The sequence below is a fragment of the Mesorhizobium sp. BR115XR7A genome, from assembly GCF_020165315.1.
In the GTDB taxonomy this organism is placed as follows: Bacteria; Pseudomonadota; Alphaproteobacteria; order Rhizobiales; family Rhizobiaceae; genus Mesorhizobium; species Mesorhizobium australicum.
Window position 1 is genome coordinate 44580 of the sequence record NZ_JAIUHW010000007.1, and the last position, 22097, is coordinate 66676.

General features: G+C 63.0%; 19 protein-coding genes and 1 tRNA gene. 12 read left to right on the forward strand and 8 right to left on the reverse strand.

What is annotated here, in order from left to right:
* The first annotated feature begins 181 nt into the window (after window positions 1-181).
* Window positions 182-1459 (forward strand): 5-aminolevulinate synthase, encoded by a 1278-nt coding sequence (hemA, locus tag LB557_RS16310; protein WP_140787201.1) that lies wholly within the window; start codon window positions 182-184, stop codon window positions 1457-1459.
* A 65-nt stretch (window positions 1460-1524) separates the two neighbouring features.
* Here the strand turns inward: hemA and LB557_RS16315 are convergent, their stop codons facing one another.
* Together LB557_RS16315 and mscL are read right to left on the reverse strand one after the other, a co-directional pair.
* The gene (locus LB557_RS16315) at window positions 1525-2691 is read right to left on the reverse strand and encodes a pyridoxal phosphate-dependent aminotransferase (protein WP_224642760.1); all 1167 of its coding nucleotides are present in this window, start codon (window positions 2689-2691) and stop codon (window positions 1525-1527) included.
* Between the two features lie 110 nt (window positions 2692-2801).
* Entirely contained in the window at window positions 2802-3224 is a 423-nt protein-coding gene (gene mscL, locus LB557_RS16320; RefSeq protein WP_015319245.1) for a large conductance mechanosensitive channel protein MscL, read from the reverse strand.
* 240 nt (window positions 3225-3464) lie between these two features.
* On the opposite strand from mscL, the gene LB557_RS16325 reads away from it, so the two are divergent.
* The gene (locus LB557_RS16325) at window positions 3465-6974 is read left to right on the forward strand and encodes a NahK/ErcS family hybrid sensor histidine kinase/response regulator (RefSeq protein WP_224642759.1); all 3510 of its coding nucleotides are present in this window, start codon (window positions 3465-3467) and stop codon (window positions 6972-6974) included.
* Window positions 6975-7107: 133 nt separating this feature from the next.
* Here the strand turns inward: LB557_RS16325 and LB557_RS16330 are convergent, their stop codons facing one another.
* Both LB557_RS16330 and LB557_RS16335 read right to left on the reverse strand, forming a co-directional pair.
* Complete coding sequence (locus tag LB557_RS16330; protein WP_015319247.1) at window positions 7108-7767, reverse strand: response regulator transcription factor; 660 nt, start codon at window positions 7765-7767, stop codon at window positions 7108-7110.
* A gap of 122 nt (window positions 7768-7889) precedes the next feature.
* The gene (locus LB557_RS16335; protein ID WP_015319249.1) at window positions 7890-8324 is read right to left on the reverse strand and encodes a hypothetical protein; all 435 of its coding nucleotides are present in this window, start codon (window positions 8322-8324) and stop codon (window positions 7890-7892) included.
* Window positions 8325-8431: 107 nt separating this feature from the next.
* On the opposite strand from LB557_RS16335, the gene LB557_RS16340 reads away from it, so the two are divergent.
* Entirely contained in the window at window positions 8432-8782 is a 351-nt protein-coding gene (locus LB557_RS16340) for a DUF952 domain-containing protein (RefSeq protein ID WP_140660695.1), read from the forward strand.
* Window positions 8779-9858, forward strand: a complete 1080-nt coding sequence (locus LB557_RS16345) for a quinone-dependent dihydroorotate dehydrogenase (RefSeq protein ID WP_224642758.1) — start codon at window positions 8779-8781, stop codon at window positions 9856-9858. Before LB557_RS16340 ends, LB557_RS16345 begins: the two co-directional genes overlap by 4 nt.
* Here LB557_RS16345 and LB557_RS16350 read toward each other — a convergent pair.
* Window positions 9851-11191 carry an MATE family efflux transporter gene (locus tag LB557_RS16350; protein ID WP_224642757.1) on the reverse strand — a complete coding sequence of 447 codons (1341 nt, stop codon included), beginning with the start codon at window positions 11189-11191 and terminating at the stop codon, window positions 9851-9853. The two genes, LB557_RS16345 and LB557_RS16350, sit on opposite strands and share 8 nt — an antisense overlap.
* A 132-nt stretch (window positions 11192-11323) precedes the next feature.
* Between LB557_RS16350 and LB557_RS16355 the strand changes: the two genes are divergently transcribed.
* Window positions 11324-12226, forward strand: a complete 903-nt coding sequence (locus LB557_RS16355) for a histone deacetylase (RefSeq protein ID WP_015319253.1) — start codon at window positions 11324-11326, stop codon at window positions 12224-12226.
* A gap of 3 nt (window positions 12227-12229) precedes the next feature.
* Here the strand turns inward: LB557_RS16355 and LB557_RS16360 are convergent, their stop codons facing one another.
* Complete coding sequence (locus LB557_RS16360; RefSeq protein WP_140614732.1) at window positions 12230-12493, reverse strand: DUF6460 domain-containing protein; 264 nt, start codon at window positions 12491-12493, stop codon at window positions 12230-12232.
* A 327-nt stretch (window positions 12494-12820) separates the two neighbouring features.
* On the opposite strand from LB557_RS16360, the gene LB557_RS16365 reads away from it, so the two are divergent.
* From LB557_RS16365 to LB557_RS16385, 5 genes are all read left to right on the forward strand, one after another.
* A complete protein-coding gene (locus LB557_RS16365; RefSeq protein ID WP_210241762.1) occupies window positions 12821-13849 on the forward strand; it encodes a glycosyltransferase family 2 protein in 1029 nt (342 codons plus the stop codon).
* A 31-nt stretch (window positions 13850-13880) separates the two neighbouring features.
* Window positions 13881-14339, forward strand: coding sequence for a GtrA family protein (locus LB557_RS16370; RefSeq protein WP_224642756.1), 459 nt, complete (start codon window positions 13881-13883; stop codon window positions 14337-14339).
* On the forward strand, window positions 14336-15826 hold the full coding sequence (locus LB557_RS16375) for a hypothetical protein (RefSeq protein WP_224642755.1): 1491 nt from the start codon (window positions 14336-14338) through the stop codon (window positions 15824-15826). Before LB557_RS16370 ends, LB557_RS16375 begins: the two co-directional genes overlap by 4 nt.
* A gap of 206 nt (window positions 15827-16032) precedes the next feature.
* On the forward strand, window positions 16033-17964 hold the full coding sequence (locus LB557_RS16380) for an acyltransferase family protein (RefSeq protein WP_015319258.1): 1932 nt from the start codon (window positions 16033-16035) through the stop codon (window positions 17962-17964).
* A gap of 52 nt (window positions 17965-18016) precedes the next feature.
* Window positions 18017-18090 (forward strand) — tRNA-Gly (locus tag LB557_RS16385).
* Between the two features lie 66 nt (window positions 18091-18156).
* On the opposite strand, the gene LB557_RS16390 is transcribed toward LB557_RS16385, so the two are convergent.
* Entirely contained in the window at window positions 18157-18918 is a 762-nt protein-coding gene (locus tag LB557_RS16390; protein ID WP_015319279.1) for a Stf0 family sulfotransferase, read from the reverse strand.
* A 363-nt stretch (window positions 18919-19281) separates the two neighbouring features.
* Here LB557_RS16390 and LB557_RS16395 point away from each other — a divergent pair, with 363 nt between their 5' ends.
* A complete protein-coding gene (locus tag LB557_RS16395) occupies window positions 19282-19548 on the forward strand; it encodes a hypothetical protein (RefSeq protein WP_181171003.1) in 267 nt (88 codons plus the stop codon).
* Between the two features lie 85 nt (window positions 19549-19633).
* On the opposite strand, the gene LB557_RS16400 is transcribed toward LB557_RS16395, so the two are convergent.
* The gene (locus tag LB557_RS16400; protein ID WP_140722844.1) at window positions 19634-20623 is read right to left on the reverse strand and encodes a LysR family transcriptional regulator; all 990 of its coding nucleotides are present in this window, start codon (window positions 20621-20623) and stop codon (window positions 19634-19636) included.
* Between the two features lie 291 nt (window positions 20624-20914).
* Between LB557_RS16400 and chvE the strand changes: the two genes are divergently transcribed.
* A complete protein-coding gene (chvE, locus tag LB557_RS16405) occupies window positions 20915-21985 on the forward strand; it encodes a multiple monosaccharide ABC transporter substrate-binding protein (RefSeq protein ID WP_015319282.1) in 1071 nt (356 codons plus the stop codon).
* The last annotated feature ends 112 nt before the right edge of the window (window positions 21986-22097 follow it).

The following is a 22097-nucleotide window of genomic DNA, read 5'->3' on the forward strand; positions in this document are numbered from 1 at the left end:
GTTCACTTGATGTGGCATCATGCGGAAACAAAAGTGATCCACTGAGCGTGTCGTGAAGCGGAATAGGCCACGATCCGCCAACGTTAGGAACAGGTGCGGGGCGTGGCATTTTGACCAAAATGGCCCGGTGGACGGCCAAAAGGCCAATGATTATGATGCCGCGCAAAATTGGGAAGTCGACATGAACTATCAGCGGTTTTTCGAGGAAGCGATCGATCAGCTCCATGCCGAGCGTCGCTACCGCGTCTTCGCCGACCTGGAGCGTATCGCGGGCAAGTTTCCGCGCGCCGTCTGGCGTTCCAACGGCCGCGCCGAGGAAATCACCGTCTGGTGTTCCAACGACTATCTCGGCATGGGCCAGCATCCTGACGTGATCGCCGCATTCCAGAACGCGGCCGGCAAGATGGGATCGGGCGCCGGCGGCACCCGCAACATTTCCGGCACGTCCAACCCGCTGGTCGAGCTCGAGCATGAGCTGGCCGACCTGCACGGCAAGGAAGCCGCCTTGGTCTTCACCTCCGGCTTCGTCTCCAACGAGGCCTCGATCTCGACCATAGCGCGGCTTTTGCCCAATTGCCTGATCATCTCGGACGAACTGAACCATGCCTCGATGATCGAAGGCGTGCGGCGCTCGGGCGCCGAGAAAAAGATCTTCCGCCACAATGACGTCGCGCATCTGGAAAGCCTGCTGCAGACCGCGGGGCGCGAACGCGCCAAGCTGATCGTCTTCGAAAGCGTCTATTCGATGGATGGCGACATCGCGCCGATCAAGGAGATCGTCGAACTTGCCGAACGCTACAACGCCATGACCTATATCGACGAGGTCCATGCCGTCGGCATGTACGGACCGCGCGGCGGCGGCATCACCGAGCGCGAAGGCCTGGCCGACCGCATCGACATCATCGAAGGCACGCTGGCCAAGGCGTTCGGCACGCTGGGCGGTTACATCACCGGCACCAGCGCCGTCATCGACGCGGTGCGCTCCTACGCGCCGGGCTTCATCTTCACCACGGCGCTGCCGCCGGCGATCGCCGCGGCGGCCACCACCTCGATCCGTCACCTGAAGCGCTCCCAGGCCGAGCGCGACGCCCAGCAGCAGCAGGCGAGCCGAACCAAGCAGATCCTGTCGGCGGCGGGTCTGCCGGTAATGGAGTCGCCGACACATATCGTGCCGGTGCTGGTTGGCGATCCTGAACTCTGCAAGATGGCGAGCGACCGCCTGCTCGGCGTCCACGGCATCTACATCCAGCCGATCAACTACCCGACGGTGCCGCGCGGTACCGAACGGTTGCGCATCACGCCGACGCCGTTCCATTCCGATGCGCTGATCGCCGAACTGCAGGACGCGCTGGTCGAAACCTGGGACGCGCTCGGCATCCCCTACGGTTCGGCGGGACGGCCCTCAGTGACCAAGAGCGACCGCATCATTCCACTGCTGGTGCCCAAGTCGGGCGGCTGAAGCCCGTTTGAAACTCTACTCCGACGGCCAGCTGACGCGGCTTTCAATTCGGGCTTCGTCAGAGTTCAGACAGTCTTCATCCACCTTGCCAGCCGGTTTGCCGCATCCTCGAGCTGGTCGAGGCGGCGGTGGAAGCACAGCCGCAGGAACGCTTCGCCACCGGGCCCGAAGGCGGTGCCGGGCGCCAGGCCGACATTGGCCTTGTCGACGATTTCGAAAGCGGCTGCCCGCGAATCCGTGATGCCGTCGACGGTGAAGAACAGGTAGAAGGCGCCCTGCGGCACGGTGAAGCGCGCCTTGCCGGTTTCGCCCAGAATGTCGCAGACCAGATCGCGCGCTTGCCTCGCCCGCTCCACCTGTTCGGCGACGAAGGCATCGCCCTCGTCGAGCGCCGCGACCGCGCCGCGCTGCATGAACTGGGCGACGCCCGAGTTCGAATACTGGATCAGGTTCTCGAACACCTGCTGCAGGCTTGGATGCGTCTTGATCCAGCCGACGCGCCAGCCGGTCATTGCCCAGTTCTTGGAGAAACTGTTGACAAACAGGATGCGGTCTTCCGCCTCCGCGATGTCGAGGAAGGACGGCGCGCGGCCGTGCCCATAGTGGAACAGCGAATAGATCTCGTCGGCGATGATCCACAAGCCCTTGGCGCGGGCGAGATCGAGGATCGCCCGCAAGGTCTCGTGGTCGGCGGTCCAGCCGGTCGGATTGGACGGCGTGTTGATGAACAACGCCTTCGTGCGCGGTGTGACCGCCGCCGCTATTTTCTCGACGTCGCATAACCAGCCATTTCCGGAATGGTCGAGTGTGACCGGCACCGGAACGGCACCCGCGATGGCGGCGGCGGCGTCGAAATTCGGCCAGGCGGGCGACAGGTAGATCACCTCGTCGCCGGCTCCCGCAAGCGCATCGAGCGCCAGCTGGATGGCATGCATGCCGGAGCCGGTAACGATGAATTGCTCCTCGGCGAAGGCCTTGGCGAAGTGCCTTTCGTAGTAGCGTGCCAGCGCCTGCCTGAGATCGGGAATGCCCCTCTGCCAGGTGTAGAACGTCTCACCGCCGGCCAGCGCCTTCGACGCCGCATCGGTGATGAAGGACGGCGTCGGCAGGTCGCCCTCGCCGGCCCAAAGCGGGATCAGGCCTTCGCGCAATCTGCCATAGTTGACGACGGCGACGATACCGCTTTCAGGCGCGGCCAGGGCCTCGGGGCGCAGGGTCTGGATCAAGGTCATGGGCAGGTCCATTGTATCGGGGCATTTCGCAGGTGCTGTTTACCAGATGCGAAAACAGAAAACCCCGGCCGCGAACGACCGGGGTTTTGGTCCAGAAGAACCCTATCCGTCTATCGCCTGGCCAGCAGATCGCGGATTTCGGTCAAAAGCTGCACATCGGCCGGCGGTGGCGCGGCCGCTGGCGCCGGCTTTTCCCTTTCCAGGCGCCTGCGCATGTTGTTCACGGCCTTGACCATGAGGAAGATGATGAAGGCTAGGATGATGAAATTCAGCACCACGGTGATGAAGCTGCCATAGGCAAAAACAGCACCTTGCTTTTTGGCTTCCGCCAGCGAGGTGGCGTTGACGGCCGAGGAAAGCCCAAAGAAGTAGTTGTTGAAGTCCAAGCCGCCGAAGATCGCTCCGACGATCGGCATGATGATGTCGTTGACCAGGGAATCGACGATCTTGCCGAAGGCAGCGCCGATGATGACGCCGACGGCCAAGTCCATCACATTGCCCTTGGAAATGAATTCCTGGAATTCTTTCAGCATTCGACCCTCCTATCATGGCGGGCCGCGCAGCCGTCCCATGCCGGAAGCACCGCCCCGGCGACACCATAACAAAAACCTCAAGTTGCAACATGGGCAAAAAGGAGAAAACAACCGGTTTCGCCTTACCCTGCGTTACCTCTTTGAAATCAGGTGCCCAAAGCCGTGATGGACTTGGCGCCCAAGCTGTGATTGCGTCTGACCCGGCCAGGTGAAAATCGGCACAGGGAGGATCTTGCCGGCGTGCAGGGCTTGTTCATCGTCATCATCGCGATCGCCTATGTGACGCTGCTGTTCGCCATCGCCAGCCTGGGCGACCGCCGCTCGGCCTTGTCAGGGCCCAGCAGGGCGCGACCTTTCATCTATGCGCTCAGCCTTGCCATTTACTGCACGTCCTGGACCTTCTTCGGCTCGGTCGGCCTTTCCTCCGAACGCGGCCTCGAGTTCCTCGGCATCTATACCGGCCCGGTGCTGGTGTTCGTGTTCGGCTTTCCCTTGCTCAACCGCATCGTGCGGCTGGCCAAGACCGAGAAGATCACCTCGGTCGCCGACTTCCTCGGCGCGCGCTACGGCAAGAGCTTCACCGTGGCAGCGATCGCCACGCTGATCGCCACGATCGGCGCCGTGCCCTATATCGCGCTGCAATTGAAGGCGATCTCCGGCTCGGTCAGCTTGATGGTCGAGCATTATACTGGCTCGCCGCCGTCCTTCGATCCGTTCGTCAGCGACATCTCGCTGGTCGTCGCCATGCTGCTTGCGCTGTTCGCGGTCCTGTTCGGCACGCGCCATGCCGATGCCACCGAACACCAGGATGGGCTGGTGCTGGCGGTGGCGGTCGAGACCGTGGTCAAGCTCGCCGCCTTCCTGGCCATCGGCCTGATGGTCACCTTCCTGATCTTCGGCGGCCCCGGCGACATGTTCGACCGGCTGGCCGAGAATGGCCAGGTGCGGCAGGCAATGGGCTACTCGACATCGCTGGCCACCTGGCTGGTGCTGACGTGCCTGAGCGGCTTCGCCATCATCCTTTTGCCGCGGCAGTTCTACGTCACCATTGTCGAGAACCGCAGCGAGGCCGAACTGCGCACCGCGACCTGGGTGTTCCCGCTGTATCTTGTGGCGATCAACCTGTTCGTGCTGCCGATCGCCTTTGCCGGCTTGACGCTGGTCGGCACGAGGACGAGCAGCGACCTTTACGTGCTGTCGCTGCCGCTGTTCAGCGGCCACGATTTCCTGGCCATGGCCGCCTTCATCGGCGGCTTGTCGGCGGCAACCGCCATGGTCATCGTGGAAAGCGTGGCGCTGTCTATCATGATCTCCAACGACCTGATCATCCCGCTGTTCGTGCGCCGGCTGTTGCGGACGACCACCTCCGAGAACGAGGATTGGTCGACGCTCATCCTCAATGTGCGGCGGGCGTCGATCTTCATCCTTTTGTTCATCGCCTTTCTCTATTATCGCGAGAGCACCAACAGCGCCCGGCTGTCCTCGATCGGCCTGATGTCCTTCGCCGCGATCGCGCAGTTCGCCCCTGCCCTGGTTGTTGGGCTGATCTGGCGCGGCGCCAATGGCCGGGGTGCGGCACTCGGCATGGTCGCCGGCATCCTGGTCTGGGGCTATACGCTGCTGGTCCCGTCGCTCGTCGCGCCCGATACAGGCATCATCGTCCACGGACTGTTCGGCTTCGAGGCACTGCGGCCGCAGGCACTGTTCGGCACCGTCGCCGAGCCGCTGAACCACGGCGTGCTGTGGAGCCTTTCGGTCAACGCGCTGTTTTTCGTCTTCGGGTCACTGTCGCGCGCGTCGGTACCGCTGGAGCGCATCCAGGCATCGATCTTCGTGCCGCGCGAAGCCGGACCGATGCCGAGCCTGCGCCGCTTCCGCACCGCCATCACCGTCAACGACCTCAAGGATACGATCGCACGCTATCTCGGCGTCGAACGAACCGAGCGGTCGTTTCAATCCTTCGAGAAGAGCAATGGTACCTCGCTGCATGGCAACGAGCAGGCCAGCATGGACGTCATCCGCTTTTCCGAGCAGCTTTTGGCCAGCGCCGTCGGCTCCTCCTCGGCACGGTTGATCCTGTCGCTGCTGTTCCGGCGCCACGACCGCGAATCCCGCGACGCCTTCCGCCTGCTCGACGACGCCACGGAAGCGCTGCAGCACAACCGCGACCTGCTGCAGATCGCGCTGGACCAGATGGAGCAAGGCATTACCGTCTTCGACCGCGATTTCCGGCTGATCTGCTGGAACCGCCAATACCGGGCGCTGTTCGACCTGCCCGACGAGATGGGCCAGGTCGGCGTTTCGCTCGACCAGATCCTTCGCCATCTGGCCGAACGCGGCGACATTCCCGCCGACCAGCGCGTGACGATGCTCAACCGGCTGACCAGCTTCGTCAGCCCCTGGCAGATGGAGCTGAAGACCAGCGGCCGCATCCTCGAACTGCGCTCCAACCCGATGCCTGACGGCGGCATCGTCGCCACCTATGCCGACATTTCCGGCCGCGTCGAACAGGATCTCGCGCTGAAAAGCGCCAATGAATCACTGGAGCAGCGCGTCAAGACCCGCACCATCGAACTGACTGGGGTCAACGAGGAATTGACCCGGGTCAACGAGGAACTGGCGCAGGCCCAGATGCTCGCCGAGGAGGCCAATCTCGGCAAGACGCGCTTCCTTGCCGCCGCCGGTCACGACATCCTGCAGCCCTTGAACGCCGCCCGGCTCTATTGCTCCTCGCTGATCGAGAAGGCCGGCAAGGGTCCGGCCGGCAAGGCGGCCATCAACATCGAATCCTCGCTGGAATCGGTCGAGACCATTCTCGGCGCCGTGCTCGACATTTCGCGCCTCGATGCCGGCGCCATGAAGCCGGACGATACCGCCTTCAACCTCGACGGCCTGCTCAGCCAGATCGGCAATGATTTTCGACCGATGGCCGCAGCAAAGAAGCTCGAGCTGACCATCATTGCGTCCTCACTGACCGTGATGACGGACCGCAACCTTTTGCGCCGCCTGATCCAGAACCTAGTTTCCAATGCCATCAAGTACACCCGCCAGGGCCGCATCCTGGTCGGCGTGCGGCGGCGCGGCGAACTGGCGGAAATCCAGATCATCGACACCGGCATTGGCATCGCCGGTGACAAGCTGAACACCGTCTTCCATGAGTTTACCCGACTGGACGAAGGCGCACGCGAAGCAGAAGGTCTTGGTCTTGGCCTGTCCATCGTCGACCGCATCGCCAGGGTGTTGCGGCTTGAGATCCGTATCTTCTCCAACCCGGGCAAGGGCACGCGCTTTTCCGTCATCCTGCCCGTGGCGGCCGCGCAGGTGCCGCGACGCGAGGTCGAGACCAGGGCGCCGGCCCGCGCGGCGGCTTCGCTCTCCGGCCTGCATGTGCTGTGCATCGACAATGACATCCGTATCCTCGAGGGCATGCGGCTGCTGCTCGAGGGCTGGGGCTGCAATGTCGCCACGGTGACCGGCTCGGAGGATCTGGAGAGGGCCGCGATCGACCGTCCGGACATCGTGCTTGCCGACTACCATCTCGACCGCGAAACCGGTCTCGATATCATTATCAGGCTGCGAGCCACCCACGGCGACGACCTGCCGGCCGTGCTGGTCACGGCCGACCGTTCCAACGAGGTACGAGCAGCCGCGGCAGGCCTCGACATCCCGATGATCAACAAGCCGTTGAAGCCGGCGGTGCTGCGTTCGATGATGGCCAGGTTCAGGCCGATGGTGCGGGCGGCGGAGTGACGTCGAAGCGCCTGAATCAGGCCTGGTGCTCCAGGGTTTCGAGATAGGCGCAGAACATGTCGGCGAGCGCATCGGAACAGGTCGATGCGGCGAGCCGAAGTTAAAAGTTCCGACTGAGCCAAGCAGCCGGCACTCAGCCCGCCGGCTGCAGCGGGTCGCTGCCTATCTTGGACAGCAGGATCACCGCCTGGGTGCGACTGTCGACGCCGAGCTTTTGCAATATGGCCGAGACATGCGCCTTGATCGTCGCCTCGGAGACGCCGAGTTCATAAGCGATCTGCTTGTTGAGCAGGCCCTCGGCCAGCATGCCGAGCACGCGGGTCTGCTGCGGGGTCAACGTCTGCAATCGTTTGATCAGGTCCGATATTTCGGGATCGCGTTCGACGCCGAGATCGACGCCGACAGGTGCCGCGATATCGCCGGCAAGCACCGACTGCACGGCGCCGCGGATTTCCTCCATGCTGGCCGACTTGGAGATGAAACCGGAGGCGCCGAGATCGAGCGCACGCCGTATGGTCGCCGGGTCGTCATGCGCCGACACCACGACCAGCGGCACCGCAGGATGGATACCGCGCAACGAGATCAGGCCGGAGAGGCCGCTGGCGCCGGGCATCGACAGGTCGAGCAGCACCAGATCGACATCTTCATTGGCCACGACCAGCGCCTTGGCGCTTTCGAAATCACCGGCCTCATGGATGGCGGCGACATTGCCGATGCCGGCAAGCGCCTCGCGCAGCGCGCCGCGAAACAGCGGATGATCGTCGGCGATCACGAAAGAATAGCCTGACGGCAAATGTCCCTCCCCGAATCCCCGATTTACTGCTTTTTGCGGGATCAGTTGGACGATTATGAGGGGCTGCGCACTGTTTTCAAGCGGCAAAGCCAGCGCGCCGCGTTTTCCCTCGTCTATGGCGCTCAGGTCTTCTGCGAGTTGGGCCGGGCGCCGTCGCCGCTGTCCTTGTCCATATCCTTGACGATGCCCATGAAGCTCTTCAGGAAGCGCTCCATGTAGCTCATCGTCGTGTTGAAATCCTCCTCGCTCGGCAGTTTCGATTCGAGACGGGCGGAGAGCGAATTCTCCAGCTTGGTGACGCGCTCGTCCATCGCCTTCATCGAGGCCTGCAAGCGATCGACCTCGTCCTGGTAGGCGGCGCGTTCGTCGGCCGCCATCTTGCAGACGAGCTGGCCCGAACGCTCCTCGCAGATCGACATCGCGCCGGTCTGCGTATCCATGCGGATATAGCCGGTGGCCGACTTTTCCAGCCGGTAGCGGTCCGTTTCTTCCGAATAAGCTGAAGCCGCGACCAGCGAAACGAGCGCGGCGGGGATCAAAATGTGCTGCAGACGCATGTTGTCCTCCATGGCCAAGGCCTCAAATATCGCATGTTTGCGCCGGAAATGGGGAAGACCCTTGGCGTGGCCTTCCCCGCGCGACTGGTTCGGATTATAGCGCAACCATGTCACAGATTATCTACAAGATAACTCCGCAAGCGCCTTGGCGCGAGGCCGAAGCCAAAGGCCGCTTCGCCGGAGCGCCGATCGACACCGCCGACGGCTTCATCCATTTTTCGACGGCGGCGCAGGCCAGGGAAACCGCGGCAAAGCATTTCCAGGGCCAGACCGACCTTCTGCTGGTCGCCGTCGACGGAACCCGCCTGGGTGATGCGCTGAAATACGAAATCTCGCGCGGCGGCGCGCTGTTTCCGCACCTCTACGGCGTGCTTGACCTGAAAGCGGTGCTCTGGGTCAAGCCGCTGCCGCTTGGGGCCGACGGTACCCACCAGTTCCCGGCCCTGGAGGGGCAATGAGCGTGCTCGACCGGATCGGCCAGAAACTGCTGTTCACCTTCGATCCGGAAACCGCGCATGGCTTGTCGATCGCGGCACTGCGCTGCGGCCTGCCGGGCGGCGCGCGGACGGTACGCGATACGAGGCTGAAGGTCAGCCTTTGCGGTCTCGATTTCCCGAACCCACTTGGCATGGCGGCTGGCTACGACAAGAACGCCGAAGTACCCGACGCGCTGCTTGGCCTCGGCTTTGGCTTTGCCGAAGTCGGCACGGTGACGCCGCTGCCGCAGGCCGGCAACCCGAAGCCGCGCATCTTCCGGCTGACATCGGATGAAGCTGTCATCAACCGGCTGGGCTTCAACAATGAGGGCCATGCGGCCGCCGAAAAAAGGCTTGTGGCGCGCTTGGGGCGCGGCGGCATCGTCGGCGTCAACATTGGTGCCAACAAGGACAGCACCGACCGCGTCGGCGACTATGAGAGCGGCGCTTCCCGCTTTGCTCCTTATGCCAGCTATCTCACCGTCAACATTTCCTCGCCCAATACACCAGGCCTGCGCACCATGCAGGCGCGCGAGCAGCTCGGCGAATTATTGTCCCGGGTCAGGGACGCGCGTGCCGCGGCGTCCGCGCAGCCGCCGATCTTCCTCAAGATCGCGCCTGACCTGGTCGAGGCCGAACTGGAGGATATCGCCGCCGAGGTGATCGAGAAGCAGATCGACGGCATCATCGTTTCCAACACAACCATTTCCCGCCCGGCGCTGCGCAGCGAGGATGCCGCGCGGGAGACAGGCGGGCTTTCGGGAAAGCCGCTATTCGAGCGCTCGACCATCGTGCTGGCCAGGATGCGCAAGCTGCTCGGGCCCGAAATGGCCATCATCGGTGTCGGCGGTGTCAACTCAATGGAGACGGCTCTGGAAAAGATCCGCGCCGGCGCCGATCTCGTCCAGCTCTACACCGGCATGATCTATGGCGGACCGGCGCTGCCGGGCCGGATCGTCGCCGGAATGGCACGTTTTGCCGAGACGGAAAAACTCAGGTCGATGCGCGAGTTGCGCGACAGCCATCTCGACCGATGGGCGTCGAAGCCGCTCAGCTGAACGCGGTTTGCATCCGCAGCCGCAGAATTGTCAGCAGGCTCAATCCACGCACCAGCAGAAAGACGTGCAGCGCCGCCCACAGGCCGTGATTGCCGAAGGCGGGCGCCAGCGTGATCAGCGCGGCGGCAAAGGCGAGGAACGACAAGAGCATCATGTTGCGCATGTCGCGCGACCAGGTCGCGCCGATGAAAACACCATCCATCTGGAAGGCGAGCACACCGCTCAGCGCGGTGAAGGCGGCCCAAGGCAGGTAGGTATCGGCCACTGCGCGGACCTGCTGCGACGTCGTTACGACGGCAATCAGGTTGGTGCCGGCCATGAGCAGCACCAGCGTCGCGGCACCGGCCAGACCAAGGCCCCAGAACAGGGTCAGCCGCACCGCCTGCCGGAAGGGCTGTTCGGAGCGCGCGCCGACGGCGCGGCCGGCGAGTTGTTCGGCGGCGGTGGCGAAACCGTCGAGGAAATAGCCGGCGACGAGAAAGAAGTTCATCAGCACCGCATTGGCGGCCAGCGTCACCGTGCCGAACTGCGCGCCCTGGCGGGTGAACAGCGCGAAGGCGGCGAGCAGCGAGAACGAGCGGATCATGATGTCGCGGTTGAGCGACAGCATGCGCAGGAAGGCGCCCATATCGAGCAGGCGCTGCCGAGGCAGGGGCGGGGTGGATCGGAACCGGCGAACCACGATCGCGAGACCAAGCAGCATGGCGAGGAATTCGCCGGTGACGGTTGCCCAGGCGACGCCGGAAACACCCCAGCCGAGCTCAAGGCCGAGCAGGAAGCACAGCGCGATGTTGGTGCCGTTCAGCACCAGTTGGAGGATCAAGCCGAGCCCGCCCTCGCCGCGCCCCAGCACGTAGCCGAGGATGGCGTAGTTGATCAGCGAGAACGGGGCGGCAAGCAGCCTGATCCTGATGTAGACACCCATCGCGTCGCTGACGCGTGGCCCGGCGTCCATGAACCACCGGCCGCCAACGGCGATGAGCGGTGAAAGCGCTGCCAGCACGACACCGGCAACGACCGCGATCAGCACGGCGCGCCAGAACACCGCCTGTTCCTCCAGCGCGTCTCCACGCCCGAAAGCCTGGGCGACGAGGCCGGTGGTACCCGAGCGCAGAAAATTGAAGGTGGTGAAGACGACGTCGAAAGCCAGCGCGCCGGCGGCCAGGCCGCCAAGCAAGGCGGCGTCACCGAACTGGCCGACAACAGCCGTATCGACGAGGCCAAGCAGCGGCGTCGTCAGATAGGCGAGCGTCATCGGCACGGCGATGGCAAGCACCGACCGGTTGGTGACGGAAAACGCCCTGGCTTCGATTGGGATGGCGCCCTTGTCCAAAGGATTGCTGCCTTGCTGATTTGCGGCTTGATCGGGGAACCGATGTGCCCCATTTTCCGGCCGCCGCGCAATCGCCCTTCCGCGGCGGCCAACCGAAATCCCGCTCTGGCGCGAAACCGTCCGATCCAGTTCATGCCCCTGCAGATCGTCCACCATCCCGACTACGACGCCGGCTTCGCGACCAGCCATCGCTTTCCGATGAGCAAATATCCGCTGCTGATGGAGGCCTTGCGAGCACGCGGCCTGGCCGGAGCCGGGGCGCTCAACACAGCCGAACCCGCGCCTGCGTCGTGGCTTAAGCTCGCCCATGCGACAGATTATGTCGAGCAGGTTCTCGGTTGTTCGGTCCCGGAAAAAATCGAGCGCGAGATCGGCTTTCCGGTCGGCCCGCGCGTCTCGTTGCGCGCGCAGCTTGCCGCCGGTGGCACGGTGGCGGCGGCGCGGCTTGCCCTGCGTCACGGCATCGCCTGCAACACCGCCGGCGGCAGCCATCACGCGCGGCGCGCGCAAGGCGCCGGCTTCTGCACTTTCAACGACGTCGCCGTCGCCTCGCTGGTGCTGCTTGAGGAGGGCGCGGCACACAGTATCCTGGTGGTCGATCTCGACGTGCACCAGGGCGACGGCACGGCGGATATTCTGGGCGACGAGCCGCGCGCCTTTACCTTCTCCATGCATGGCGAGCGCAACTACCCCGCGCGCAAGATCGCCTCCGACCTCGACGTCGCCCTGCCCGACGGCACGGGCGACGCCGCCTATGTCGAAAGGCTCGATACCATCCTGCTGGAGCTGTCGGCCCAGGCGCGTTGGGACATCGTCTTCTACAATGCCGGCGTCGACGTCCATGCCGAGGACCGGCTCGGCAGGCTGTCGCTTTCCGACAAAGGCCTGCGCGCCCGCGACAAGATGGTCATCGGCCATTTCCGGGCGCTCGGCATTCCCGTCTGCGGTGTCATCGGCGGCGGCTATTCCACCGATGTGCCGGCACTTGCCGCGCGCCACGCCATCCTGTTCGAGGTCGCATCGGACTATGCCTGAAGGTCACTTCCGGTAGTTGGCGATCCTGAGCAGGATGAAGGCTGGCACGACGATCGCGGCACCGAGCAGGATGTAGCCGAGGAAACGGTCGATGGCGTGGAAGCCGAGATTCCATAGATCAATGAAGAACTTCTGGATGCCGTAGAACACGTCCATCGGCGACCAACCGAAAGCGTTCATGACCAGGCCGACGAGAAAGGATACCACCAGCAGCTTCAGAACAATCCTGAGCGGCGAGTCGCCGAGAAAGCGCGTCAGTGCGGACAAGGCCGTCTCCCGATTGAGATGCCCCGATTCATGGGCACGGCGCAGAGATACGTGCTTGGCGGCCATCCATCAAGCCGCCAGGGGCCGGTGCGGGGGAATTGATAAGCCGCGGCAGATGTTGGGCGCCATCGGCAGGGCGCTCTGCCCTGCCACAGCTGGTGAAAGCCGGATCCTGGCGGGCTTATGGCGCGGTGCCCGCATCCGCATGGAACTGCCAGTTCGTTCGTGACACGTGCCATCGGGCGGCCGCACGACCCCCGGCTTACCTGTTTTCTGTTTTCTAACCAATTGCCGCTATTGCCATTCCCAAGCGGGAGCCAGGCTTTGGTGGGAACGGGAAAAATCGGCGCGCACCGCGCACCCATGTTGTCGGTCGTCGTGCCTTGCTACAATGAGCGCGACGGCGTGGCGGAGCTTCATCGACGCGTCAGCGCGGCATGCCTCGAGCAAAGCCTCTCCTACGAGGTCGTGCTCGTCATCGATGGAGCGACCGACGGAACCCGTGATGCCGTTTTCGAACTGGCCGAAAAAGACGACCATGTGGTCGCCATCGACCTTGCCCGCAACTACGGCCATCAGATCGCCTTGAGCGCCGGGCTGGAATTCTGCCGCGGCCAACGCATTCTCATCCTCGACGCCGACCTTCAGGATCCGCCCGAACTATTGAGCGCAATGATGGCGAAAATGGATGAAGGCTTCGACGTGGTCTACGGCCAAAGGGTAAAACGGGAGGGCGAAAGCTGGTTCAAGCTGGCCTCCGCCTCGATGTTCTACCGCCTGCTCGGCCGGATGGTCGATGTCGAGATCGCGCCGGACTCCGGAGATTTCCGGCTGATGAGCCGGCGCGCGCTGGACCATCTGATCGCGATGCCCGAACGCTACAGGTTCATTCGCGGCATGGTGAGCTGGATCGGGCTGAGGCAGGCCGCCTTTCCCTATGAACGGCAGCGGCGCTTTGCCGGCGCAACGCACTACCCGCTGAAGAAGATGGTTCTTCTGGCGGTCGACGCTATGACCAGCTTTTCGATCGTGCCTTTGCGCTTCGCTTCGCTGCTGGGCATGATGTTCGGCCTGCTCGGCCTGGTCGTGCTTGGCTATACGCTGTTCGAATGGTCTATCGGCAATGTTCTGCCGGGCTGGACGAGCCTTGCCGCGATCATGCTTATCCTGGGCAGCGTCCAGCTTCTGGTGCTGGGCATTTTCGGCGAGTATCTCGGCCGCATGTACATGGAGACGAAGCGGCGACCGCTTTACTTCGTCAACGAGATCGTTTCACGAAGCCAGGCGGCGGCCGAGGACCAGGACCTGCCGGTCCACCGCCTCCAGGAAATAGTGAAACGGGCGGCGCGTCGTTGAGGTAGGGTCGACCGTGGGTAACGGGAACGCCATGGGCAGGATATGGTCGACTGTTCCGGCCGGCTTTTCGCGGATGCTGCGGTTTGGCGCGGTCGGGCTGCTCAACACAGCACTGGGCTATTGTCTTATCCTGGCTGGGCTGAAGCTGGGCCTTGGCGACATCGCCGCCAACATGACTGGCTATGCCGGCGGCCTTGTCCTCGGCTTCTTCCTCAGCCGCCGCTGGACCTTCGGCCGTGCGGGTGGTTTTCGCTCCGGCACGGCCGTGCGGTATGCGCTTGCCTTCGTTGTGGCTTATACCGCAAACCTGACGATAGTGGTCGCCGCCATGTCCGCCGGCGTCGTCGAAAATCCGTTTGTCCACCTGGCGGGAAACTGCCTCTACTCGGTCCTCTTCTATCTCGGCTCGGTCCGTTTCGTCTTCGTCGGCGCGGCAAAAGACGCTGTCTTGGTCGCGATCGACATGAAGTCCCCTGGAGCGGCGACATGAACAAGGTCGAGGCAATCGTTCCAGTGTTCTCGCCGCTCGAGGACGCACAGCGCGCCAGGCTGATATTCTGCCTGATCGGCGCGGGTGTCATGGCGACGGTTCTGGCAACCTTTGCCAGCGCAACCCTGCAGGACCCCGACAGCTGGTGGCATGTCAAAGTGGGGCTGGATTTCCTGGCAAACGGAACGCTTCCGACCGTCGACACGTATTCCTACACCTTCGCCGGCCAACCGTGGATTGCCAAGGAATGGCTGGGGCAGGTTCTGCTGGCCCTTGCCTACAGCGCGGGTGGCTGGAACGGCGTCGTCACGCTGATCATCGGCACGATCTGTCTCGCGGTCTTCCTGTCGGGATGGTTCCTCAGCGCGCACCTGAAACCGGTCCTGGCCGTAGCGCTGGCATTCGTCGCGGCCTTCCTGATCAGCCCGATCTATACGGCGCGCCCGCATGTCTTTACCTTGCCGATCATCGTCGTCTGGACGACGATGCTGTTTCGTGCCGCGCAGGACGAGAAGGCGCCGCCGCTCTGGCTGCTCGGTCTGGTCGTATTGTGGGCGAACCTGCATGCCACGTTCACCCTGAGCTTCATCATCGCCGCCTTCGCCGGCCTCGATCTCCTGGCGCGCACCGGCCTGTCGAAACCCGCACTTTTGGCGAAGTGGGTGGCGTTTGGCCTGCTCTGTCCGTTGGTCAGCCTGATACACCCTTATGGCGTGCAGGCCATCCTGGCCACGCTCACCGTCGCCTATGGCAATGAGGCGGTGCCTCTGATCCTGGAGTGGCGGCCGTTCAATGCCCAGGAACAGGTCCTCCAGGAAGCCGCGATACTGCTGGCCTTTTTCGGGCTTCTGACATCGAGGCTACGGATCGGCTGGGCGAAGGCGTTGTTCATCGTCTTCACCTTGCACGTCTACCTTTCGCATCTGCGGTTCGTCTATCTGTTCTTCCTGCTTGTTCCCCTGGTGGTCGCGGTCGAGGTCGCGCGCCAATATCCCGCCCTGTCCGCAGGCGCCTGGCTGAAAGAAGAGCGCGACGGACTGGAAAAATTCTTCGCCAGCCGGTTCCATCTGCTCCGCGGCGCGACGGCGGTGTCGCTGGTCGTTGCGATGCTTGCGCTCAACAACGCCCACCAGGTCGCGCCGAGCCCAAAGACATCAGCCAGCGGCGCCCTTGCGTTCGCCAGGGATCACTACCTCGCAGGCAATGTGCTGAATTCCTATAATTTCGGCGGCACATTGATTTTCCACGACATCAAGACCTATGTCGACGGCAGGACGGACCAGCTGTTCCTGGGCGGGTTCACGAAAGCGGATGAGGCGACGGGGCAGACGGGCGGAAAACCACTGCTCGAGGCGCAGTTGAAGAAATACGCCATCGGCTGGGCACTGCTTACAGCCGCGGATACCCGCATCCCCTTCTTCGCCGAGTTGGGCTGGAAGCGGGCCTATGCCGATGACTATGCCGTGATCTACCTGCCGGCAACCTGATCGGGTGCTTCCAAACCGGCTTCGCCGGCGTCCAAAGCATGGCGTTCCGGCTTGACACTCATGTTGCAGTGCAGCAAAATCGTTTCGCAGAGGAGAGCCTGTGAACCCCACGCGTCACGATTTTTCGCACAACCAAGGCATCGCCGCATGAGCGGCGTGGCATGCTTCGCACGAGATCGGCGGGCCGCGAGCCGCGGACTGTCCGAATGAACTACAGGCGCGACATCGACGGCCTGCGGGCCGTTGCCGTGCTGCCCGTGGTGCTCTTTCATTTTGGCGTGTCCGCCATCCCAGGGGGATTCACCGGCGTCGATATTTTCTTTGTCATATCGGGCTATCTGATCAGCGGCAGCTTGCTGGATGATCTCGAGCGCGGCCAGTTTTCGATCGGCCGCTTCTACTGGCGCCGCGCACGGCGCATCCTGCCGGCGCTGACCTTCGTCATCCTGCTTGCAAGCATCGCGGCATGGTTCATCCTCCTGCCGTCGGACCTGCACGAATTCAGCCTCAGCGTGATCGCTGCCTCGACCTTCTGGTCGAACATCTATTTCTGGAAGACGACGAACTATTTTTCGATCGACGCCGAACTGCGGCCGCTGCTCCACACATGGTCGCTTTCGGTCGAGGAACAGTACTACATCTTCGCGCCGATCCTGGTTTATCTGATCTACCGCTATGCCTCGAAGCGCTGGCTGACGATACTTCTGCCCATCACCATCGGCAGTTTTGCCCTGGCGGTGATGGCGACCACGCTGGCGCCGACCGCCGGCTTCTACCTGCTGCCGACACGCATCTGGGAACTGGCGCTGGGCGCCATGCTGATGCTGAAAAGGCCGCCGCCACTTGCCAGCCGGCCGGCGACGGAACTGATCGGCCTGGCCGGCTTTGCACTGCTCGGCTTCGGCTTCCTGACGATCTCGGAGAGCGACCCGTTTCCGGGCTATAACGCCCTGTTTCCCTGCGTCGGAACGGCCCTGCTGATCTATGCGGGCCAGAACCATGCGAACCGACCCGTGCCCCTCGCCACGCGTGTGCTTCAGTTCGCCCCGATGGTCTGGATCGGCCTCATCTCCTATTCGCTCTACCTTGTTCACTGGCCGATCAACTCCTTCGTCCACTACCTCTCGCTGAAGGCCATCTCGGTGCCGATGATCGTCGCGATGACGGTGGCCAGCGTCGCCCTGGCGACCTTCTCGTGGAAATATGTCGAGCAGCCTTTCCGACGGAAGCGGGCCTTCACCGCCCCGCTGCCGATCTTCGCCTTTTCGGCGACGGCGATCGCCCTGCTGTGCGTCGGCGGTCTGGCCGGTGTGCTGGGCAAGGGCTTTCCGCAGCGGTTCCCGGATTTCTCGACGCAACGGATCCTGGTGGGCGACTGGCGCAACGGTGTCTGCTTCAATGAGGGTGCGAGCCGGATCGAGGATTGGAACCTTGCCGGCTGCACGCGCACGCACGGCTTTGCCACCAATGTGCTGCTGTGGGGCGATTCCTTCGCGGCTCACTACGTATCGGGCCTGGAAGCCAACGCGCAGAAAATCCAGGCCAACGTCGTCCAATATACCTATGCCGGCTGCCCACCCAACCTGAGCTATTTTTCCTATGCCCGGCCGGCCTGCACCCGCTTCAACGAACGGGCGCTGTCGATCATCCGTGATGCCAATATCCATGCGGTGATCCTGAGCGGTCGATGGACCGACTACCAGGCCAGGGGCTTCGACGGCCTGCAGACGACGATCGACCGGCTGCGCGACATGGGTGTCAAGGTCTATGTCATCGGCCAGTCTCCGGAGTTCATCGCCGACGTCCAGAAGATCGCTTTCTTTGCGAAACACGAGGGCGCCGCAAATACATCCTGGCCGATGGCCATGGATCCCGACATCAACAAGCAGGTGCAACTCTTCGCCAACGGCGCGACCTTCATCGACCCGCTCACCTATCTATGCGACGCAACCGGTTGCTCCTATGCGGATGCCGGCAGCAAGCAGTTTCTCTATTTCGACTATGGCCATTTCTCTTCCGCCGGCGCGACGCTGGCCATCTCGAAATACTGGCCGAGCTTCGCCGCCGGCGGCGAAGTCGCAAAGGCCAGGGAACCAACGCCGACCGTCACCGGTGAGCTGGCGAAGCCCGCCTTGTGAGACCGGTTTGCGATTGCCCGAGGCCATGCCGTCATGATAACGAGGCTGCAGCGCGGGTATGATGTAATGGTAGCCTGTCAGCTTCCCAAGCTGAACGCGCGGGTTCGATTCCCGCTACCCGCTCCAGTCTGATGCGAAAAGCCGATTGCCTAGCCCGGCCCCTGTCCGATTGGCAGCACTATCGGGATTCGCCTAGGCTTGTCCGGTTAGCATCTGCTTCTTGAGGAGGAACCGGGCGAGGTTGTTGATGTTCCGCGGCGCCACCTTCCTGGGCAGATGCGCCAGGAGGTCTTCCGATTTGACGTCGTTGCGGAACCGCTCCGCCCAATCTTCGGTGAGATCGTCCCGCTGCAGGCGTAAATTCGTCTCGAACCCTCCGTCCGGCATTTCAACCGACAACTGCCGGGCCACCGACGCGACGTACGGCCGAGGATCGTCCAACAGATCCTCATAAAAAAAGTGATCGTATGCCAGATCGGCCAGCCGCAGGTAAGCTTCCCAGAAAGCATAGCTCTGCTCGATCAGGAAATAGGCCTGGCAGATGCCGGCGAAGTCGTATCGCGGAACCAGATCGGCGCCGTCCATCGTGCTTTTCCAATGCCCCGACGCCTTTGCCCGGCAATAGGAAATCGCCTGGCGAAGGCGGTCCCGCCGCTCCAGCAGGACCAAGCCCATGGCATGGCGCCGGCTGCATTCAGCGAGGAAGTCAACTCCATATCTGGCCTGCGACCAGTGAAGATGCCGCGGAAACAGTTTCACGGCGAACGTGCCGTTTGCGGTTCCGCCGCGATCGATCACGGCGGACATCAGGTCATCGAAGGATTTCGGCTTGCACCCCAGATTGGCCGTGTCGAGCCACTCGGCCGACTTGCCCAACAATCCCGTGCTGTTCGTGAGACTGCCAAGCCATTCGGAGCCGCTGCGGGCTTCGGTCAGTATGGCGACGCCCTTCATGCGTGCCGCTTCTCCGCGGCACGCATGATCTTGATTGCAGAATGCCGTTCTTCTTGGTGGTCCCTCGGCATGGTCAAAGCTCCGCTTTAAACAGGCTTCAACGGACAAAGGCTCATATGGTTCCGCCGATTCGGCGGCAGCTAGGCAAAAGTGCGAGTCCCAAACACGTTACAGTTGGGTAATCAACGCCGGACTTGAAGAGCCTGAACACAGGTGCCGGCCACCTGCGGTGGCCGGCTTAGCGTCAGCAAGAAGAGATTACAGCCATACGCGGAGCCAGACGCGCTCGCGCCAGCAGCGGGTACGGCGGCGGCCATGGCGCCAGTAGCTGCGGCAAACTCGTCTCCAGCCGCGGCGACGCCCGTGGCGACGACGCCAGTAGCCATCGTGGCCATGATGGCGGCGAAAATGCCAGTCGCGATGCGAGACCTGCTCTACCTCGACCGCTTCATCCCCTTCGAAGACAGCCGGATCCGGCTTGTCCAGTTCATCGAGAATTCCGTTTCCCTGGGGAACACCGGCTACCGCGCGGCCGGGTCCGGCCACGCTCGCAAACGCCGCTGCCCCCGCGAGGCCAAGCATTCCAGTAAGAAACAACCGACGTTCCATAAAAACCTCCCGAGTTGTTAATCGTCGACACCTCGTTTCCTCGCCCGCAACGGGCTCCAGCGCGCATGCCGAACGGTTTGAACGCGCGGCAGCGGTTCTCGTTCCATCACCCCACTTCGCGCAGGATGAAATCATGCAGCATTTTGGCAGCCGGCGACAGTACGCGATTCCTGACGGTGATCAGGCTGTAAGGCCTGACCTCGATGTCGAATTCGGTTTGGACGACATCGATGGCGCCGGCAAGCCCGTCCGGGTTCTGGATGAACTTCGCCACCTGCACCGAGACCGGCGCGATGGCATCGGATTGCGCGACCATGACCAGCGTGAGCAGCAGCGAACTGGTGTTCAAGATCCGGTCCGGCAGCGCGATGTTGCGGTTCAGGAAGTTGCTCTCCATCGCTTGACGCAAGGGCGAACCGCCCGACTGGAACACCCAGTCATAGGCAGCGGTGTCTTCCAGCCGCACCACATTGCCTCCGGCGAGCGGGTGGCCGCGGCGCACGATCAGGCAGGCCTTCTCGACGCCGATCACACGGGATTCGAACAGTCGTGGATTGAGGTCGTCGGGAATGCGGGCGATGATGAAGTCGTGGCGCGAGCCGATCAGCTCGCGGGCGAGCACGTTCGACGTCTCGACCTGCATGGTGATCTCGATGCGCGGATAGATGCGGCGGATTTCACGGATCGCCGGCACTGCCAATTCGATCGCCGGCGCGGTCACGGCGCCGAGGAACACCGAACCGCCCTTGCCGGCCTTGAGCTCGGCAATCTCGCGGTCGGCTTCGCGCATCTCGAGCAGGATCGAGCGGGCCCGCCTGGCAAGCGCCTGGCCATAGGGAGTGAGGGTCACTCCGCGCGGCAGCCGTTCGCACAGCTTCACGTCGAGCACCGCCTCCATCTCGGCGATCATGCGCGAAGCGGCCGGCTGGGAGATGTTCATGACCTGGGCCGCGGCGCTCACCCGTCCGTGATCGTCGAGGGCGGCGATCATGCGCATGTGGCGCAAGCTCAAACCACTGCGCAGGAGTGTCTCACCGTCTCCCGGGAGCTTCTCGTAACTTACTGGAATCGCATCCGGATCGCGCAATGCCGCCATGATCTCCAGCTTTCTCGCCGATTGCTTTCCGGATGCTAGATCATACCGGTTTCGGTATAGCAACCACCAAAGATCGCATTTGACAGTTATGGCAAAGGGACCCACCCTTCGCGCGTTCCGGGACGCAAGGGTCGGTAGCGATCAAAATCGTATCGATTGAAACTGCGTCGCGGAGCCGATTGGGAGGATACCGGAGATCGATAATGCCGACAGCGGCGCGTTTGCGCTCCTGTCTGGCTGCGCGGCCCGCGAAGCCCCGAGGTGTCGCGTCCATCAACCAGGGAGAGTAATGTGAAGATTATCAAGACGCTGGCCGCCGTGGCGGCCCTTGGCATCGCTGCCATGACCTATCAGGCGCACGCGGCCGACAAGGGTCTTGTCGGCGTGCTGATGCCGACCAAGACCTCGCAACGCTGGATCAATGACGGCGACGCCGTCAAATCCCAGCTCGAGGCGCTCGGCTACACTGTCGACCTGCAATACGCGCAGGACGACATCCCCAACCAGCTCAGCCAGCTGGAAAACGAAATCACCAAGGGTCCGAAGGCGCTGATCATCGCCTCGATCGACGGCACCACGCTGTCGGATGCGCTGCAGAAGGCCAACGACGCGGGCGTCGTCGTCGTCGCTTATGACCGCCTGATCAAGAAGACCAAGAATGTCGACTATTACACCACCTTCGACAATTTCGGCGTCGGCGTGATCCAGGCAAATTCCCTGGTCAAGGGCCTCAAGGAGCGTTTCCCGAACACCAAGCCGTGGAACGTCGAACTGTTCGGCGGCTCGCCCGACGACAACAACGCCTTCTTCTTCTACAATGGCGCGATCTCCGTCCTGCAGCCGCTGATCGACGACGGCTCGATCAAGATCAAGTCCGGCCAGACCGGCATGGACAAGGTCGGCACGCTGCGCTGGCTCGCCGCTACCGCCCAGGCGCGCATGGACAACCTTCTGTCGGCCAACTACTCGGACGGCAGCCGCGTCGATGGCGTTCTGTCGCCCTATGACGGCCTGTCGCGCGGCATCACCGCCTCGCTGCGCGCTGTCGGTTACGGCACCGACGCACAGCCCTGGCCGATCGTGACCGGTCAGGACGCTGAGACCGCCTCGGTCAAGCTGATCATCTCGGGCGAGCAGTACTCGACCGTGTTCAAGGACACCCGCGAACTGGCCAAGGCCACGGTGCAGCTGGTCGACAAGGTGCTCTCCGGCGGCAAGCCGGAAGGCCTCGACGAAAAGACCTACAACAACGACGTCAAGGTGGTTCCCTCGATCCTGCTGACGCCGCATGAGGTCGACAAGTCGAACTACCAGGCCCTGGTCGTCGACTCCGGCTACATCAAGGCCGAAGACCTGAAGTAATCCCGGTTACAAAGGCAGGGGTCCTGCGCGACGCAGGGCCCCTTTTCGTTCACAAGCGGCCCCGGTATTGTCTCTGCCGGCCTAGAGCCATTCCCGGAAATTGCGCAGCGGT

What these genes read in the sequence shown, in the direction of transcription:
- hemA (WP_140787201.1), top strand. Translation starts at nt 182, where the DNA reads ATGAACTATCAGCGGTTTTTCGAGGAAGCGATCGATCAGCTCCATGCC.
- LB557_RS16315 (WP_224642760.1), bottom strand. Translation starts at nt 2,691, where the DNA reads ATGACCTTGATCCAGACCCTGCGCCCCGAGGCCCTGGCCGCGCCTGAA.
- mscL (WP_015319245.1), bottom strand. Translation starts at nt 3,224, where the DNA reads ATGCTGAAAGAATTCCAGGAATTCATTTCCAAGGGCAATGTGATGGAC.
- LB557_RS16335 (WP_015319249.1), bottom strand. Translation starts at nt 8,324, where the DNA reads ATGCGTCTGCAGCACATTTTGATCCCCGCCGCGCTCGTTTCGCTGGTC.
- LB557_RS16340 (WP_140660695.1), top strand. Translation starts at nt 8,432, where the DNA reads ATGTCACAGATTATCTACAAGATAACTCCGCAAGCGCCTTGGCGCGAG.
- LB557_RS16345 (WP_224642758.1), top strand. Translation starts at nt 8,779, where the DNA reads ATGAGCGTGCTCGACCGGATCGGCCAGAAACTGCTGTTCACCTTCGAT.
- LB557_RS16355 (WP_015319253.1), top strand. Translation starts at nt 11,324, where the DNA reads ATGCCCCTGCAGATCGTCCACCATCCCGACTACGACGCCGGCTTCGCG.
- LB557_RS16370 (WP_224642756.1), top strand. Translation starts at nt 13,881, where the DNA reads ATGGGCAGGATATGGTCGACTGTTCCGGCCGGCTTTTCGCGGATGCTG.
- LB557_RS16375 (WP_224642755.1), top strand. Translation starts at nt 14,336, where the DNA reads ATGAACAAGGTCGAGGCAATCGTTCCAGTGTTCTCGCCGCTCGAGGAC.
- LB557_RS16380 (WP_015319258.1), top strand. Translation starts at nt 16,033, where the DNA reads ATGAACTACAGGCGCGACATCGACGGCCTGCGGGCCGTTGCCGTGCTG.
- LB557_RS16390 (WP_015319279.1), bottom strand. Translation starts at nt 18,918, where the DNA reads ATGAAGGGCGTCGCCATACTGACCGAAGCCCGCAGCGGCTCCGAATGG.
- LB557_RS16400 (WP_140722844.1), bottom strand. Translation starts at nt 20,623, where the DNA reads ATGGCGGCATTGCGCGATCCGGATGCGATTCCAGTAAGTTACGAGAAG.